Annotated in this window: 10 protein-coding genes; 5 read left to right on the top strand and 5 right to left on the bottom strand. The window is 61.2% G+C overall.

Annotation, left to right across the window (positions count from 1 at the left end; translation table 11 throughout):
* Nucleotides 1–168 precede the first annotated feature (168 nt).
* The 4 genes from PP1Y_RS17690 to PP1Y_RS17675 all read left to right on the top strand — a co-directional run bounded on the left by PP1Y_RS17690 (nt 169) and on the right by PP1Y_RS17675 (nt 4,525).
* A complete protein-coding gene (locus PP1Y_RS17690; RefSeq protein WP_013833445.1) occupies nt 169–807 on the top strand; it encodes an RNA polymerase sigma factor in 639 nt (212 codons plus the stop codon).
* A 151-nt stretch (nt 808–958) separates the two neighbouring features.
* A complete protein-coding gene (locus PP1Y_RS17685) occupies nt 959–2,164 on the top strand; it encodes a cyclopropane-fatty-acyl-phospholipid synthase family protein (protein ID WP_013833444.1) in 1,206 nt (401 codons plus the stop codon).
* Complete coding sequence (locus PP1Y_RS17680; RefSeq protein WP_013833443.1) at nt 2,161–2,889, top strand: lycopene cyclase domain-containing protein; 729 nt, start codon at nt 2,161–2,163, stop codon at nt 2,887–2,889. Before PP1Y_RS17685 ends, PP1Y_RS17680 begins: the two co-directional genes overlap by 4 nt.
* Nucleotides 2,890–2,923: 34 nt before the next feature.
* Nucleotides 2,924–4,525: an AarF/ABC1/UbiB kinase family protein gene (locus PP1Y_RS17675; protein ID WP_051010064.1), complete on the top strand. Its 1,602-nt coding sequence runs from the start codon at nt 2,924–2,926 to the stop codon at nt 4,523–4,525.
* 223 nt (nt 4,526–4,748) lie between these two features.
* Here the strand turns inward: PP1Y_RS17675 and PP1Y_RS17670 are convergent, their stop codons facing one another.
* The 4 genes from PP1Y_RS17670 to PP1Y_RS17655 all read right to left on the bottom strand — a co-directional run bounded on the left by PP1Y_RS17670 (nt 4,749) and on the right by PP1Y_RS17655 (nt 15,915).
* A complete protein-coding gene (locus PP1Y_RS17670; protein ID WP_051010063.1) occupies nt 4,749–5,105 on the bottom strand; it encodes an ion channel in 357 nt (118 codons plus the stop codon).
* Between the two features lie 244 nt (nt 5,106–5,349).
* Nucleotides 5,350–13,521 carry a GH36-type glycosyl hydrolase domain-containing protein gene (locus PP1Y_RS17665; RefSeq protein WP_232512422.1) on the bottom strand — a complete coding sequence of 2,724 codons (8,172 nt, stop codon included), beginning with the start codon at nt 13,519–13,521 and terminating at the stop codon, nt 5,350–5,352.
* 23 nt (nt 13,522–13,544) lie between these two features.
* Complete coding sequence (locus PP1Y_RS24740; protein WP_083835221.1) at nt 13,545–14,603, bottom strand: universal stress protein; 1,059 nt, start codon at nt 14,601–14,603, stop codon at nt 13,545–13,547.
* 799 nt (nt 14,604–15,402) lie between these two features.
* Nucleotides 15,403–15,915: an isoprenylcysteine carboxylmethyltransferase family protein gene (locus PP1Y_RS17655; protein WP_013833438.1), complete on the bottom strand. Its 513-nt coding sequence runs from the start codon at nt 15,913–15,915 to the stop codon at nt 15,403–15,405.
* 53 nt (nt 15,916–15,968) lie between these two features.
* On the opposite strand from PP1Y_RS17655, the gene PP1Y_RS17650 reads away from it, so the two are divergent.
* Nucleotides 15,969–17,165 carry an IS256 family transposase gene (locus tag PP1Y_RS17650; RefSeq protein WP_013833437.1) on the top strand — a complete coding sequence of 399 codons (1,197 nt, stop codon included), beginning with the start codon at nt 15,969–15,971 and terminating at the stop codon, nt 17,163–17,165.
* A gap of 33 nt (nt 17,166–17,198) precedes the next feature.
* On the opposite strand, the gene PP1Y_RS25820 is transcribed toward PP1Y_RS17650, so the two are convergent.
* Entirely contained in the window at nt 17,199–17,420 is a 222-nt protein-coding gene (locus PP1Y_RS25820) for a hypothetical protein (RefSeq protein WP_013833436.1), read from the bottom strand.
* Nucleotides 17,421–17,522: the final 102 nt, after the last annotated feature.

Here is a 17,522-nt window from a genome sequence, read left to right as displayed (position 1 = left end):
AATTTTGCCGCGTGGCGAGCGGATCCCGATGCCCCTCGCCCGCCGCCGGTAAAATGCCGGCCTGCGTTCGTTAGGACGATGGCTCACGCCAATCATTACAGCGAACAGCTTCTCCCATTTGTGCGTAATGTTCGGCGCACTCTGCCGTCTAGGAGATGGAGGATCTTCATGGCTGATGAACGGGAAAAAGACGCACGACACAAAGCAGCAGAGCCGTCGGAAATGGTCGCGGCGGTCAGAAGGGCGCTGGTGGAGAGTCACCGCGATCTCCTCAAATTCCTGCGCCGTCGCCTCTACAGTAATGACGAGGCTGAGGAAGTGTTGCAGCGCTTCATCCTGAAAGCGCTGGAACGCTCGGGCGATCTGCGCGATGTGCGCACGGTTCGCGGCTGGCTCGGACGGGTGCTTGCGACGACGCTTGTCGACCATCAGCGCGCAGCGGCAACGCGCCGGGGGCGCGAGCATGGCGTGGATCCCGTTGAACTCGCCAATATGGCCGAAGCGCTGATCGAACCCGACAAGGAGATCGACGACGCGGTCTGTCAATGCCTCTATAAGCTGCTGCCGACACTCAAGGCGGAATATGCCGCTGTCATCTGGCGTGTCGATTTGCTCGGTGAGCCCCGGGACAGGGTTGCCGTTAGTCTCGGGATCACGCTCAACAATGTCACGGTCCGGCTACATCGCGCGCGCCAGGCGCTCAAACAGCGGCTCGAACAGATGTGCCACACCTGTGTCATTCACGGGTTCCTGGATTGCCAGTGCAGCGATGCCGAACGAATGCGCCAGCTGCGCGAAGCTCCCTGACGATCTGCGGCGAATGTGTAAGGAATCCTCTCGCCCGGCGTCTGTGACTAGGCTTCGTCTTGGCCGATAAGGATGACCACTGATGCAGAACTTCGTTTCGTCACCGGGAACTGCGCGTTCCTTGCCGTTGCTTTCACGGTTGCTACGCTCCATGATCCAAACGGGGCAGTTGACCGTCATCGATCATCGGGGAAGATCGCATGAATTCCTCGGTCATCGTCCCGGTCCCAAAGTGACAGTGCGCCTGCACGACCCGAAGCTGCCTCTGCGCCTCGCGCTCAATCCTTCGCTCGCGTTCGGAGAGGCCTATATGGAGGGAACGCTGACGCTGGAGCGTGGCTCGCTGCACGACCTCCTCCAACTGGCGATCGACGGGCTGGAGGCGTTCGATCGCCATCCGATCCAGCGCCTGCGGGCGCGGACCGGTCGCAATCGGAGTCCGCGCAACCATCGCCACCGCGCACGCGCCAACGTCGCGCATCACTATGATCTCTCGGGCGCGCTCTATGATCTGTTTCTCGATTCCGATCGCCAATATTCCTGCGCCTATTTCCCTACCGGGGACGAGACGCTCGAGGAAGCACAGGCGGCCAAGAAACGGCATCTGGCCGCAAAGCTACTGCTCGAGCCCGGATGCGAGGTGCTCGATATCGGTTCGGGCTGGGGCGGGCTCGCGCTTGAGCTTGCGCAGGCGGCGAAGGCGAATGTAACGGGCGTCACGCTCTCGACCGAACAGCTCGCGGCTGCACGCGCGCGCGCCGAGGCGGCGGGCCTCTCCCGCCAGGTCCGGTTCGAACTCCGGGATTATCGTGAGGAGATGGGTCTTTACGACCGGGTCGTCTCAGTCGGAATGTTCGAACATGTCGGGCCGCCGGATTATTCCACCTTCTTCAAATCGGTGGCACGCACACTCAAACCGGATGGCGTTGCGCTCATCCACTCGATCGGGCGCATGGAGCCGCCCGGAGGCGCCGATCCCTGGATCAGCAAATATATCTTCCCCGGCGGGTACATCCCGGCATTATCGGAGGTGGTGGCAGCCGTTGAAAAGTCGGGTTTGTGGATCACTGATATCGAGATCCTGCGGGTGCATTATGCCGATACGCTGAAGCACTGGCACGAACGGTTCCAGGCGCGGCGCGCCGAAGCGGCTGAACTCTATGACGAACGTTTCTGCCGTATGTGGGAATTTTATCTTGCGGCCTGCGAAATGCTTTTCCGCCACGGGCCGCTGATGGTGTTCCAGCTGCAACTGGCCCATCGCCGGGACGCGGTCCCCCTGACCCGCGACTACATCACCGATTACGATCGCAGCGAACCGGTAGACGCGCCGTTGCAATTCCGGCAACGCGCGTGACCGGCTATCACTACATCTGGTTATTTTGGGCACTGGCCTTCCTCCTGGCATTTATCGTCATTTACGGCTCATTTCGTGAGCACAGGACGCTGATGCTGCGGGCTGCGCTCGGTACCGCGCCCTTCGGTTTGAGCGAGCCGCTGTTCGTGCCGGCTTATTGGTCCCCGCCGAGCCTCTTCGACCTCGCGCAAAGGACCGGCTTTGATCTGGAGAGCATCATCTTTTCATTCAGCATCGGCGGGATCGGCGCCGTGCTCTATAATCTGGCGGCACGGCGGGTCACACGCCCGGTTCCGCCGCATGGCCCGCACCGGTTCCATCGCCTCGCGCTGGCGGCGCCGGTTCTGGTCTTCCTGCCGCTGCTCACGCTGGGGTGGAATCCGATCTACCCGGCCGTGATCGCCATGGCGTCCGGGGCTGGAGCCGCTGTTCTGTGCCGCCCGGATCTTGGCGCCAAGACGCTCTATGGCGGTCTGCTTTTCCTCGCCTTCTACGCAATCTTCATGATTGGCCTTCGGTTCAGCGCACCGGGCTACATCGAACATGTCTGGAATTTGCCGGCACTTTCGGGGCTGATGTCTGGCGGAATACCGCTCGAGGAATTGATGTTCGGCGGCGCATTCGGTCTCTACTGGGCGAGTGTCTATGAGCACCTGACCTGGACGCGACCTTTGCCCCGAGCAAAGCATGGATTTGCGCGCACCGATTTGAAGGGGCGCGTTTAGGCGGCCATGGTGGCGAACGAAGAGGCGGGCACCGATGATGCTAGCTGCGAGGTTCTTGCGCATCGGTGGAGCGGTGTTCGGTCTCCTGATCGTTGCAGTTTACGAACGACTCCGAGGCGGCACGGACAACCGTTCGACGCTGCCTGATCGGCTGCGCGCGACCCTTGAGCGCCTGGGCCCGACCTTTATCAAGGTCGGCCAGGGGCTCAGCCTGCGCCGCGACCTTTTGCCCGACCGGTACATTGCAGCGCTGAGCAAGCTTCAGGCGGACGCCAGGCCATTCCCGCAGGCTGCCGCCAGGCATGAGATCGAGACTGGCCTCCGCAAGCCAATCCACGACCTGTTCAGTTCATTTGACGAGACCCCGCTCGCCGCCGCATCGATCGCGCAGGTGCACCGTGCCCAAATGCCGGACGGCCGCGAAGCGATCATCAAGGTGCGACGCCCGCGGATCAGGTCGCAGATCGATCGTGACATGCGCGCGCTGATAGGGCTGCTGCGCCTGCTGTGCACCCTGTCCTCCAGAATCGCGCGCTTCGAGCCAGTGCGCCTGGCGCATGAGATCTGGACAAATCTGCGCCGGGAGACCGACTTCCGGCTCGAAGCACGAGCCGTTCGCCGTTTTGCCGATGCATTTGCGGATTGGGAAACGGTCCACGTCCCCGAAGTTATCGATGACCTCATCTCCGAAACCGTGCTTGTCCAGGAATTCTCCTCAGGCCGCCTGCTCTCCGATGCAGCCCTGGCCGGCTCTGGGCCTCGCTACGCCGCCAACCTCGTAGAAATCTATCTGCACCAGATCTTCGTATTGGGTTTCTTCCATGGCGATCCCCATCCCGGGAACCTCTTCTTCATGGACGCTGGAACAATCTGCTTTCATGATTTCGGACTGACCGGCCAGCTCGACCATGCGACGCGGCGGCGGCTGGCGCTGTTCGTTCGAGCCTTTGTTCATCAGGATGCCGACTGGATGCTTGATGCGGCAGTCGAACTCGGACTGCTACGGATCTCCGGTGAACGGCAGGCAATCGTCCACGGCTTAGAGGAGTTCCTGACCGAATACGCGTCGCTTCCGATGCGGCAATGGTCGATGGCGGACCTGTTCCTTCGTATTTCGCGGCTGGGTAACAGGGAGTCGGTACTGTTGCCCCATTATCTGATTGTCCTCATGCGAGCCCTGTTTCTTGTCGAGCATGCATTGCATACGCTCGACCCGGCGATGAACGTTCTCGATACCCTCATTGAAAGGGGCAACGCTGCAATCATGGCCCTGGCCGAGGGTCCGTCACATGCAGCGCTTTCGCGACTGAGATTTGAGGCTGGCCTTGCGGTTTATGACCTGCCAGGCGCCGCTGCAGCGTGGCTTTCCGAGGCCCGGCGGGAGGGGTTTCATCCCGCGCTTCAGATTCATCTGCCGCAGATCGAGCGCACCGAAGCCGGTCTGGAACGCACGGGCAACCGGCTTGCGCTGGCTCTCGTAACCCTCGGACTATACATTGCCTCGTCGCTGCTCATGCAGCATAGCATCGGCCCGCGCATCCTGGGCATGCCCCTGCTCGCTCTGGTCGGCTATTTCCTCGCGCTATGGTATACGCTGCGCCTCTCGCGCGCGATTGCCCGATCCGGGCGCCTGTGACGGCTTCGCCTCGAGAGCCTCCGCATTTTGTCCCGTGGCGGCTGTCGGCTCTCCAGTGTGAGGAAAGGTGTTGGTGGCGCGAAAATTATTCTGTTCTGTGAGGGCGTTCCGAAATTCGGACCCTCCTCCCTCTACGGACCCTTTTCAATGATCCGCTCTTCCTCCTCCTCGCGCACATCGCTGACAAATTCGATCAGGAACGCCGTACTGAGGCCGAACATGATCAGGCCGTGGCGGCGACAACCGCAGACAGGAGCCGGACATCCTCAGCAAGAACGACGTCTCCAAAACCCAATGTCGTGAGTGACACGGTGGCGAAATAGAGCGCCGGCTCAAGCGAGCCGAAAGCGCCGAGCCACAGGAACAGACCGGCCCACAACCATGCCGCGAAGGTCAGTGCGGCCAGCATCCAGATCGTTGCGGCCGCGAGCATCAGCATGCTTGCCAGCCGGCTACTCCGAACGCGCGGGGGCACGAGGCGGTCTGATGCGGCGAAGGCCGCGGCAACAAAGCCCGCCTGCGCGATCATCGTCACCGCCACCACCAGTGCGCCGAGCAGCAGTTGCGCGGCAATACTCATGTTTGCCCCGCTTTGACTTCGATCGAAACAACGCCGCAATAGCACCTCGGCGAGGCCGAGATCGTGAGTGGCGGGCGCTGTTCACTGGCTGCTTTCATTTGTTGTCTCCATTTGTCTCCTGCGATCCGGTGAAGCCTCTTGCCTTCCTTGTCGCCAGGACTTCCCGTTGCTGACTCCAACAGATTGCACCTGCTCCGCGCTGCACGACAAAGGCGCGGTCACAGGATCGGCCGGCGCGGTATTCTCAAGTCGCCAGTCGCGCCCTGACTTCGATCTCAGCGCCATCTGTCGGGAATGGGATACCGTCTGTCCCCCGGCGCACGCCATTGACGGTGAGTTCCACGTTTCCACGCCCCAGATGATCGGGATCGTCGACGTGCACCGAAATCGTGCCGGCGGGACCGCGCAAAACGGCTCGGAAGCCGCCCCACGAGGGAGGAATGGACGGTGCAATCGTCAGGTGGCCATCGACAAGTCTCAAGCCCAGAATGCCCTCGACAGCTAGACGCCACGCCCATCCTGCTGCCCCGGTATACCAGCTCCAGCCGCCGCGCCCGCTATGGGGGTCGGCAGCAGAGATATCGCCTGCGACGACATAGGGCTCGAGCGCATAGCGTTCCGCCTTTGCCTTCTCGTCGGAGCGTCGAACGGGATTGATCATATCGAAGATGGCGAACGCCTTATCGGACTCCCCTTGTTCGGCAAACGCCATGCCAAGCCAGGCGGCGGCATGCGAATATTGCCCCCCGTTTTCGCGAATGCCCGGCGGATAGGCCTTGATATAACCCGGATCGCGCGCGCCCTTATCGAAAGCCGGCCAGAGGAGGCGCGCCAGCTTGTGTTCCGAACTCACCAGTTCCCGCCACGCAGCGTCCAATGCCTGCCGCACGCGCTCTGGTTCAGCACCCGCAAAGGCCGCCCAGGACTGAGAAATGGAATCAATCCGGCACTCGTCATTGGTCGCCGAACCGAGCGGATGTCCTTCGTCATCATATGCGCGCCGATACCATGCGCCGTCCCATCCAGCTTCTTCGGCACGTTCTCGCAGTTCCCGCGCCCGCTCGGCCCAACGCAATGCGCTCATTCCTCGTCCGGCGCGCCTGCTGACATCGGCAAACAGGTCCGCAGTGACCGAGCCGAACCAGGCGAGCCAGATGCTCTCGCCACGACCCTCGCGACCCAATCGGTCCATTCCGTCATTCCAATCGCCGGCGCCCATGAGCGGCAACCCGTTGGAACCTGCGGTCAGCCCATGCTCCAGGGCCCGTTCGCAATGATCAATCAGCGGCCGCAGGGTGCCCGCTGCATCAAAGCGGGCGTAGCGGTTTTCCTCCTCAGGTTTGAGCGGCGGCGCATCCAGGAAGGGAATCTCTTCATCGAGGATGGTGAGATCGCCCGTCGCCTGCACATAGGTGCCGACCGCATAGGGCAGCCAAATGAGGTCGTCAGAACAACGTGTCCGCACCCCTCGATCCGAGGGCGGGTGCCACCAATGGAGGACGTCGCCCTGCGTGAACTGATGCCCGGCGCATTGGAGGATATGCGCGCGGGTTCGTTCTGGCTCGATGTGGAGCAGCGCCAGCACGTCCTGCAGCTGATCGCGAAAGCCGATTGCACCGCTGGACTGATAGAAACCGGTTCGGGCGAGCACCCGCGACGACAGGCTCTGATAAATAAGCCAGCGATTGACCATGAGATCGAAGGCGGGGTCGGGCGTGGACACTTCGACAGCACCCAGGATGCCGTTCCAGTGACGCTCAAGCGTCTGCAGGGCCTGTTCGGCCGCATGGGACGAGCTCCAGCGCCGTGCCAGTTCTCTTGCCGAGGCGTGATCTGCTCCTTGCCCCAGGACGAAGATGATTTCCTCGCTCGCGCCAGGAGCGAGCTCCAGATGAACCTGATAGGCGCCACACGGATCGCCTCCCGCCACGAGCTTGCCGCTCAAGCCCCAGCGTCGCAGTGCGTCCGGATCAGATGGGTCGCCCTCCGGCCCGAGAAATTCGCGACGATCGGTTGTGAACCCATGGGGAGGCCGGCTTGCGGTGAGAAACGCAACCCGTTCCGCGAAATCCTCATTCCAGCGATTCATGGCCAGAAGCGCCTGCGCGGCTGGATCATAATCACACACGATATGGGGCCGTGCGATGCTTGGGAGCGCTCCCAGCAGCCATTCGGCATAATAGGTCGAGGTGAGACGCCGGTGTCGGTTCTCAAGGTTGCAGAGTCGCAACCGGACGATTTTCACCGGAGCGTCCAAGGGAACGAACACCAGCATTTCCTGGTCCAGCCCGTGCGACTTCTGCGTCCATCGCGTATAGCCGGCCCCATGCCGCACTTGGCAAGCCGACGAATGCCCTGCGGGGGCAGGCGTCACGGTCCAGACCGAGGCCGTTTCTTCATCACGCAGATAGAGGGTCTCGACAGGCGGGTCCGACACGGGATCGTTTGTCCAGGGCGTCAGGCGGTTCTCACCGCTGTTGATCGCCCAACTGAAGCCCCCGCCGGCTTCGCTGACCAGTGTGCCGAACTCATCGTTGGCGAGGACATTGCACCAGGGTGCGGGCGTGGCTTCGCCAGGATCAAGGTGGATGACATATTCTCGTCCATCCGGCGTGAAACCGCCGAACCCGTTGTTGAAGCGAAGATCCTTCGGGCGTTCCAGCACATCAACGGCAGTCTGATCGAACGGAAGCGCTGCCCAAAAGCGCGGCAGCGATGGGGGCGCCTCAAACGCCGGAAACAGCTGGTCCTCCAGTGCCCCCCTCTGCTCATCAAGGATAACGCAGGCAGCGCTCTCCAGCAGTTTCACTTGGTCCGGTCCGATCTGGTCACGAAAGAGAAGGTGAATGCCGCCTTTGCGGCCAAGCATTTCCGTTGCACCGATCTGCCGGAGCAGGGCAACAACGTCGTCCCGGATCGGCTCGACATAAGCCGACCCACCAGTCTGAAGGATCACAAGATCGACCTGAAGCCCGTGCCGGCGCCATAGCTGATGGCCGCCGATCAGTTGTTGCGCCAGCAAGCCGCCGGTACCTGTGGTTCGCAACATCAAAATTGGAAGGTCGCCGGAGAGAGCCATTCCCCACAGATGCGATTGCCCTAAGTGGTTGGCGTTGAGCGTGGCGGCATCACCGCGCAGCGCTCCGTGCGGATAGACAAGGAGCGAGGCGAGCGCCTGTAGCGCCGGCAGGCTGGCGGACTCAATCTGGACACGCTCAAGGGCGCGCGCGCTCGCTCCAAGGGCGTCGTGCAATGCCCAGTTGACCGCAGCCAAGGTCGAATAGCGTTCCGCCAGGTCAACCGCGCCCTCTCTGGTCGCGGCTGCCACGGCCATGAAGCAGAGTTCGCGCGTCTCATAGGGCTGTAGTGTAACCCCGAGCTGCAGCGCCATGATCGGGTCCAAAGTCCAACCCGAGCTGTTAGAAAGAGCCATCCGCGCGCCCGGCGGGAAGCGCAAATCGCCGTTTCGGCCAATAAACCGGTTGCGGTCCGATTCATAGCCCAACGGCTGGACCGGACCTTGAGCATCGACCGCGAAGTGCAAGAGCAGGGGCGGCGTCTCATGTGGCGCGCGGGCGCGCCGGCGGAACAACAAACCACCCAAATGAGCGATATATTCGCTGCCAACAAACAGCTTGCTGAAAGCAGGGTGCCGCTCGTCATCCATTGGCGCACCGAGAACGACTTCGCCGTAGCTCGTCACACGCAATGCTCGCGCTTGGGGGCCTTCATTGACAAGCGTGAGGCGACGAACCTCGATGTCGTCGCCCGCGATGACTGCCACCTCGAGGTTTAGCACAATCCCGTGATCGCGTCGGTGAAATTCCGCCATGTGGGGATGAAAGGTGACGCGGTACTCCTCGGGCAGCGCTCCTGTGGGCTGTCGCGCCGCCGACCACAAGGCCCCGCTCTCATCGTCGGCCAGATAGATCCAATAGCCGTTGGCATCCCGCGTGCCATCGGCGACGAAGCGCGTGAGCGCGTTGTGGTGCCAGCGCAGGCCCCCGCCGCCGGCTTCCGAGATCCAGCTCGACAGGGGACCATTCCCCAGCAGGTGGACCTGCGGAAAGGCAGTGGCCGGCGGTGACGTCCAGGCTGCGGGAATCCGCAGCGGCGCCCCTCGTCCCAGGGGACGGTCGCGTTCCTCGAGCCGCTCCATCTCCGCAGGAATTTCGTGCGGAACGCGCTCGCTGAGCAGCAGCGAGACCGTCCGCATTCTCGGATCCGCAGTGAAGCGTTGCACAAGAATATCGTCGAGCAACACATTGCCAATGGAACTCAGAATCATTCCCTGGTGGTGTGCCATGTAGGCATGGACAGCGGTGAATTTGCCCTGCGACACTCGATCGGACGTGAAATCGAGCGCTTCGAAAAGACCGTAGCGGCCGCTGGCGCCAAGCCGGACGAGCTCTTTCAGATTGGCCACAGCTTGAGTTGGCGCGACGGGCAACCCAAGAGCCGACGCATAAGGAGCAATTACCATATCGCGACCAAGTCCCCGCTTCAGACCAAGCGCAGGCACTCCGAAGGCCTGGTACCGATAGTGATGTTCGGGATCTCGCGCGGAATATGCGGACTCGGAAATGCCCCAAGGAAGTCGGTGGCTTTCCCCATAACGTCGCTGGATTTCAACGGCGCGCCGTTCGCTCTCGCCGAGCAGCGTGCGTGTTCTCGAACTGAGCAACATGCGCGGCATCAGATATTCGAACATCGAGCCGTTCCAGGAGATCAGCAGAAGTCCGCCATCTGCCCGCGTCAGCGCACGGCCAAGATGAAACCAGTGTTCAACAGGCACATCACCCTTGGCGATCGCGAAAAAACTGGCAAGACGGGCTTCCGATGCAAGGAGGTCGTAATAATGTAGATCGGCTCGGCCGGAACTCGCATTATATCCGATCCGGAAGAGGCGCCGATCTTCGTCATAAAGAGGCTTGAATTCCATGGCATAGGCCAATTCGCGCGCCTGGTCGGCAAGGCGAAGGAGGTCATTGGCAGGTGCTGGGCTTGTTTCGGCATCGTTCCACATAGAGCGTGACTGATAGCGAAGCCTGTCGAGAAATCCGTGCAGGTCGCGCAACACATCCATTGGCGGTGAAGACGCAGCCTCGATCACTTTAGCCAGGGCGTGCTCGAGTTGCGGAATGCGAGTCTCGCAAAGTTCGCGAAGCCCGTTGGTCCAGCTTTCCGGCGCCTGTTTCAACGACATGATGCGGGCGCGGATGTCACTTGTCCATTGCCGCAAAGCCTCGCCGTTCCATCCCGCGGCCGTTTCGTCGAGCAGGTCGAGCACATCGACGAGGCCGTCCCAGCGTTGGGCTTCGAGGCGGTTTCCCTCGCACGCATTATGCAGCGCCTCCGCATAGGCAACCAGGCAGACTGCGAGATTTCCGCTGTCGACAGTCGAGACGTAGCGTGGCTCCAGCGACGCCAACGTTCTGGTATCATACCAGTTATAGAAATGACCGCGATAGCGCTCCATGCGGGCGAGCGATCCAAACAGGTTCGCGGTCCTCGCAGCCAGTTCTGTTCGTCCCAGGTAACCGAGATCCCAGGCCGTTGCAGTCGAAAGAAGCAGCATCCCGATATTGGTCGGCGATGTGCGATGGGCTAGCTCCTCGTGAGGAGCGCCTTGATAATTGTCAGGCGGCAGCCAATTGTCCTCGGGACCGGCAAAAGTCTCGAAATAAAACCAGGTCCTGCGCGCGAGCATCCGAAGAAAGGTTGTGTCGCCAGGCGAAAGCGGCTCGCGCTCCTCCTTGCGCTGCTGTCCAATGAACCAGGTGATTTCGGGCGCAACTATCCAGATGATGAGGAGCGGGAGTGCCGACAGGAGTGTGTCCGGCCGCATCACCACCAATCCCATGGCAAGTCCAACGCTGACCGTCGGGCCGAGCCACATCTGGCTCCAAATTCGCGCCCGGGTGCGGTGCGCGCGCAGGCGCGACGCCTCATGGGCTGCAGTCGTCCATTCGAGCAGTTTGCGACGGGTGACAAGCAGCCGCCAGAGCGTAAGCCCGATCGCCCGTAGCGACAAGAGAGCTTCGTGAGGCAGATAGACGATGGCAAGAAGCCAGCGCCCCGCCTGGTCACGAAGTTGCGGGAGCAGCCCGTGCGCCGACCCGCGCCGCTGCCCGCGCGCGAGCCCGCTGACCAGATCGGCGAATAGCTGTCCGGCCGGTGTGAAAAAGACAAGCAATGTCCAGAACCAGGCTTGTCCCGGAAGCACCAGCCACCCCGCCAGGGCAAGAAGGAATGTGGCTGGTGCCACAAGGCTACGGCGAAGATTGTCGATGATCTTCCAGCGATCAATACCCGAGAGCCGGTTCGCAACCTTTGTCCCATCAGCCGTTGGAACCTTGGGAGCAAGCCATGGCAAGAGCTGCCAGTCTCCGCGAATCCAACGATGCAGCCGACGCGCATATTCAAGATAGCTGCGCGGGAACCCTTCGTAGAGGACGATATCGGTCGCAAGCGCAACCCGGCCGTGCGCACCCTCAAACAGATCATGACTGAGAATAGCATTCTCAGGAACGCGAGCGTCAACGCTACGGTGAAAGGCCTCTACATCGTAAATACCTTTCCCGACAAAGATTCCGGCCCCGAACAGATCCTGATAGACGTCCGAGACCGCGCGGCTGTAGATATCGATCGACGTATCGCCCGTGAACAGACGCGCAAACAGCGTTCGCGAGCCACTCTGCGGCGATATTTCCACCCGCGGCTGGATGATCGAATAGCCGCTGGTGATCGCACCGGTTGCGGGGTCTATCTGCGCCCGGTTGAGCGGGTGCGCAAGCGCGCCGACCAGCTTGGACACCGATCCGGCCGGCAGGATCGTGTCGCCATCGACGGTAACGACGAACCGCACGCCGGTGGGACCGGGACGATCGCCAACATGAAGGGAAAAAGCCGAAGAGTCGCCGTCCACCAGCATGCGGTTGAACTGTTCGAGCTTCCCGCGCTTCCGCTCCCAGGCGAGCCAGCAGCCCTCGGCCGGATTATAGCGTCTGGGCCGCAGCAGCAGGTGGAACGGACCGCCGCCAGTGCCAGCATATCGCGCGTTGAGCGCGCGGACCCCCTCGCTGAGCGCCTGTTCGATGTCGTCATCGAGAGGGGTGTGCTCCGTATCAGCGTCAGCGAGATCGGCCAGCAGAACAATTTGTAGCATCGGATCAAGATTAGAGAGCCAATGAGTCTCCATTTGCTCAAGGAAGACTGGCACCTCGGACGCACGCGCAACAATCGTCGGAATGACGATCAAGGTCGGACAATCTCCCGGCAACCCCTCGCTGCAATCGAGCTTGTTGAGCACGCGCGGCGGGAAAATCCGCGTGATCGCCCAGTGAAGCAGAGTGATTGCCAGCACAGACGCCGGAATGAACGTCAGGGAGAGACCGCCGAGCCAGCCAGGAAGTCTGGAATCGATCCACCACAGGTAAGACGCGGGCAGAAACAGGGCGCCAGCCCAGAAAACGACGAGCGCCGAGAAGTAAAACAGGCCGGGACTTTCAAGCGCTGCATTTCGCCAGCGCCAATCCAAGGGGAGACGCGCGCCAAGTTGACGCCGGAACGCAGCGCGCCCGTCCCCGACAAGCCAATAGCCGACGTGACGTTGCGGCAGCTCGGCTTGCGCCGACTTCGCCGCATCGACTGCGCCCCGCGCAACCTCGGCTTCATCCTTCGCAGCATAGCGCGCAAGTTCCTCGACGACGCGCCGATAACGGTCGCGGCTTTGAAAATCCATTCGCTCATAGAAGCCTGACGGATCGGTTCGGAGAATCTCTTCGACGCAGCTGACCTGATCGAAGAAATCCTCCCAGGAAATCGCTTCGATGAGCCCAAGATTGGCGATCGCGCGCCCGACCTGCTCCGTCGCCTCGAGCGAATGCGGTTCGGTCGCCCAGTGTGACGGGCGAAACGGCACGGTCAGGCAATCGCAAAATATTTGCGTGAGCGTGGAAACGAGAATCTCGACGCAGGCGATACGAAGCATCGTGGGAAAAGCCCACAGTTCGGCAATCGATAGCGGTGACTTTCGCTGATAGCTCTGCAGAAATCGGACCAGAGTCCCCGAGGAGATCTGCATTCGTGTGAGACGCAGCAGGTGATGCGCGAGGACAAACACACGTGGCGAGGCTGCGCCCCCATCGTCAGCCAAAGCAGGCAACCGCTCGTAGAAGCTTGCGGGGAGATCCTGTTCTATCTGCCGCAGCGCACGGTGCACCTGATAGTCGTTGTCCAGCAGCCATTCGGCAGCCTTGCTCGCTTCGGGAGCAGCGGTCGTGCATGCCAGACGCGCATCATGCAGCCATTGAGCGACCGCGCCAACCTGGGACCAGGCCGGAATCGGTCGCGGGCTGGCAGTCGAGATGCGGTGTGTCTGGCTAAGCTCCTCAGCCGCGTGAAGGAGCGCCACGGATTCCGGTGAAACGTCTGCCACTATTGCGCGAGTTGACTGCGTCCCGAAGGCGCGAGACTCGGGCCTTCAAGAGTACGTTCTGCCGCGTCTATATGGAAATTTGGGCGAATGATCAGCACCGGGCACGGAGCGTGTTTCGCGAGATATTCAGTGACACTGCCGCATGCGACATCGCTGAGGTTGCTGTGGCCATGCGATGAGACGACGAGCAGGTCCGCATCGTGCTGAATGGCAAGACGACGCAGCCGATTACGGGGATCACCATCTGATTCCACGACGGCCCGGACGGCAAGGCCTTCGTTCAAGAGCCGTGTCCGCAGTCTTTCCAGATAGCTGCGCGCACGCGCCTCATTATGATCCTTGAGCCTGCTGCATAGCTCGCCAGAACCCGCATGAGGCAGACCATGGTTGATGGTTTCGGCTTTGGCAACGACATGGGTCAGGATCAGTTCGGCTCCTAGCGCGCGCGCTATGCTTTCGGCGACCGGCAGCACGCTTTCCGCTTGCGGAGAACCATCGAGCGGAAGGACCAGCCTTCGATAGGCTACCATCTCGGCGCCATCCGCCTCGCCGGGAATCAGCAGCAGCGAAGCCAAGGCCCGATCGAGAATTTTCTGCACGGTGCTACCCAGTCCCGTGGAGCCCTCTGTCTCATAGCTGCGCGTCGCCAATGCGAGCAGTGCCCCGGCATGGTCCTGCGCCCAGCCGTTGAGCTGCTGTGCGGGGGACCCGGTTAGCAGCAACCGGCCGATGTCCATCTCCGGGCCGCGTACCTCAGTGATGATCCGGTCAAGCCGCTCGCCGCATTCGTTCAGGTGAAGGCGCCAATCAAGAGGATCGGCAGGCAATTCGGCGTTGCGCTTCGATTCTGAAACGTGCGCAAATGTTACCGGCAAACCGAAGATGGCCGCCAGCGCCAGCGCATGTCGGGCAACGACGTGGCAGTTTGGATCATCGTCGAGGCAGGCCAGAATCTCGGAACGCTGTTTCTCAGCCCTTCTCATGGGTGGCAAACTATCGGGAAAGAAGGCTCGGATCGGTGCGCGGCCTGAGCTGCCATTGGTTTGGAAATGTGGCATCGGAACCTCCTTCCGGGCAGGAAAATGTCGATTTCAGACGTCCAAGCAGCAACCATCACTTGGGCGGCAATGATATACGCGAGATCACCTAACCTCGTCGGTGCCTGACATGTCCTCCGATGATGCTCCATCCAAAGCACGAGACGAAGAGCATGACCAGCAGCCAATCGATAGACGCGTAGCTCACATTAAAATTACAGTTCGGCTGCTGCAGTCTTCTCGGTGGCGCTAGCCGGCAGATAGCCGCCATGCCCGCGAACATCTCGTCTTCATCAGGACTGGCCTGACCAGGTATCCCCGGCGGACGGCGACAGATTAGGAACGGCACCGATGCACATATTGCAAAAACGTCAGTCGCACACGAAGCGGAGATGGCGGATTGATCAATAAACTTAGCACGTTTCGAAGCCGGTCTGGAACGCACGGGCGACCGGCTTGCGCTGGCTCTCGTAACCCTCGGACTATACATTGCCTCGTCGTTGCTCATGCAGCATAGCATCGGCCCGCGCATCCTGGGCATGCCCCTGCTCGCTCTGGCCGGCTATTTCCTCGCGCTATAGTATACCCTGCGCCTCTCGCGCGCGATTGCCCGATCCGGGCGCCTGTGACGGCTTTGCCTCCAGAGCAACCGCATTTTGTCCTGCGGCGGCTGTCGGCTCTCCAGTGCAAGAAAAGGAGTTGGCGGCGCGAAAATTGTCTGACGGCCACAGGTCTTTTACCAAAGTGCCGAGGATAGCACAGGCTGAGGTTGAACCGGCGACTTGGCAAACCAAAACCTTGGTAGACCTGGCTGGACTCGTCATTCTGACTGTGATCGAGCAATGAACTGTCGCCACTGGCGACGACCAGGGAAGAACATCGGGACCCGCGCCCTGTATACGCGATACTGCTCCCCAAACTGGTCAAGCATGCGCTGCTCTTCACGAAGGGAAAGCAGCGTGTAAGTGATGACAATGATAGGAAACAGCACAATAGAAAAGACCGTAGGCCAATGTACAACACCTTCTCCGAATAGGCCTATGAATAATCCGCTATATTGGGGGTGCCTGACAAAACTGTACAGACCGGTCGTCGCAAGCCTCCGATTCTCGTGCGCCCGATAGAGCTCCCGCCATCCCTGAATGAACAGGCCTATACCAACGAAAAGTAGTGCATATCCAAATATCATGGAGATCATCATGCCGGTCTCGCCCATACCAAGAAGCGTAGACCATAAATTGGCGTTCAGGTGACTACGGTCCAGATGAAAGAAGCGAACAAGGGTCGTGTCCCCTGGGGTGGTGTAGGAAGGTTTTCCTGAGAGGGTGGCCACCGTCGATCTTCTGGTAGGGTTCGGATGCGAACTCGAACCTGGAGAAGAAGACGATGACCGACGACAGAATGGCCCTTGTTGAGCTGATTGAGCAAGGGGCTGACAGCGATTTGGTGCGCGAGATGCTGGCTTTTGCCGCCGAGCGCATGATGGATATGGAGATCGAGGCGAGAACCGGCGCACCCGCCGGCAGCCGCAGCCCGGTTCGGCTCAACCACCGCAATGGCTACCGCGAACGGGGCTGGGACACCCGCGCTGGCCGGATCGACCTGGCGATCCCGAAGCTGCGCAAGGGCAGCTACTTTCCGAGCTTCCTGGAGCCGCGCCGTACCGCTGAGAAGGCCTTGGCGGCGGTGATTCAGGAAGCCTACGTCCACGGCGTCTCGACGCGCTCGGTTGATGATCTGGTCAAGGCGATGGGCGCCAGTGGGGTGTCGAAGAGCCAGGTCAGCCGCCTGGTTGCCGAGATCGACGAGCGGGTGAACGCCTTCCTGGCGCGGCCGATCGAGGGCGAGTGGCCCTACCTGTGGATCGACGCCACCTACCTCAAGGTACGCGAAGGCGGGCGTATCGTGTCCACGGCGGCGATAATCGCTGTCGGGGTCAACACCGATGGCCGGCGCGAGGTGCTGGGCGTCGCCACCGGCCCCTCGGAGGCCGAGCCCTTCTGGAAGAGCTTCCTGCGTTCGCTGGCGGATCGGGGGCTGCGCGGGGTGAAGCTGGTCATTGCCGACGACCACAAGGGCCTGCGCGCCGCCGCCAGCAAGGTGTTCGCCGCGAGCCAGCAACGCTGCCGCGTACACTGGATGCGCAACGCGCTGGCCCATGCCGCACCGAAGCAGCGACCCGCCGTCATCGCCATGATTAAGACCATCTTCGCGCAGGAGACCGCCGAAGCGGCTCACCAGCAGTGGGAACAGGTCGCCGAAGCCCTGCGCGAAAAGTTCCCCAAGCTCGCCAACATGATGGATGCATCGCGCGAGGACGTGCTCGCCTACATGGCCTTCCCCAAGGAGCACTGGGCGCAGATCGCGTCGACCAACCCACTGGAAAGAGTGAACAAGGAGATCAAGCGGAGAGCCGACGTCATCGGCATCTTCCCGAATGACGCTGCCGTCATCCGCCTCGTCGGAGCCCTCATGCTGGAGCAGAATGACGAGTGGGCAGTATCGCGTCGTTACATGACGCTGGAAACGCTCGGCTCGGTAAGCCATAATCCAATGGTCAGCCTGCCAGCATTGGCTGCCTGACCTGAAACCGATCCTGCCATGGATCGACGGTTCCTACACCACCCCGGGGGACACGACCCGAACAAGCAAATAGATTGTCAGGGGAAAGCCATACATTTCCGCATACAGCGCAATGATGAAAGCCTGAACTAGCCCCGCTCCAGCCCATTCTCTCCACGTTTTCGGTGCAATATAGCGGTAAAAAAGCCAAGATGCGATCACGATCATGATGATCGCGAGCGCCCAGACCCCAGAATGTGCAAATGTTTCGTCCACGAACCTTCCCCTTGATGGTCATAGCACTGGACAGGCCAGCCCCTCTTTCTTGGCTCCCGCCTCCGATTGCCTCACCACAACGTGGCGATCCGTGTTCCAAGA

Origin of the sequence: Novosphingobium sp. PP1Y, assembly GCF_000253255.1 — a bacterium.
Taxonomy (GTDB): domain Bacteria; phylum Pseudomonadota; class Alphaproteobacteria; order Sphingomonadales; family Sphingomonadaceae; genus Novosphingobium.
This window is presented reverse-complemented; position numbering and strand designations above follow the sequence as displayed.

What these genes read in the sequence shown, in the direction of transcription:
- PP1Y_RS17690 (WP_013833445.1), top strand. Translation starts at nt 169, where the DNA reads ATGGCTGATGAACGGGAAAAAGACGCACGACACAAAGCAGCAGAGCCG.
- PP1Y_RS17675 (WP_051010064.1), top strand. Translation starts at nt 2,924, where the DNA reads ATGATGCTAGCTGCGAGGTTCTTGCGCATCGGTGGAGCGGTGTTCGGT.
- PP1Y_RS17650 (WP_013833437.1), top strand. Translation starts at nt 15,969, where the DNA reads ATGACCGACGACAGAATGGCCCTTGTTGAGCTGATTGAGCAAGGGGCT.
- PP1Y_RS24740 (WP_083835221.1), bottom strand. Translation starts at nt 14,603, where the DNA reads ATGCCACATTTCCAAACCAATGGCAGCTCAGGCCGCGCACCGATCCGA.
- PP1Y_RS17670 (WP_051010063.1), bottom strand. Translation starts at nt 5,105, where the DNA reads ATGAGTATTGCCGCGCAACTGCTGCTCGGCGCACTGGTGGTGGCGGTG.
- PP1Y_RS17685 (WP_013833444.1), top strand. Translation starts at nt 959, where the DNA reads ATGATCCAAACGGGGCAGTTGACCGTCATCGATCATCGGGGAAGATCG.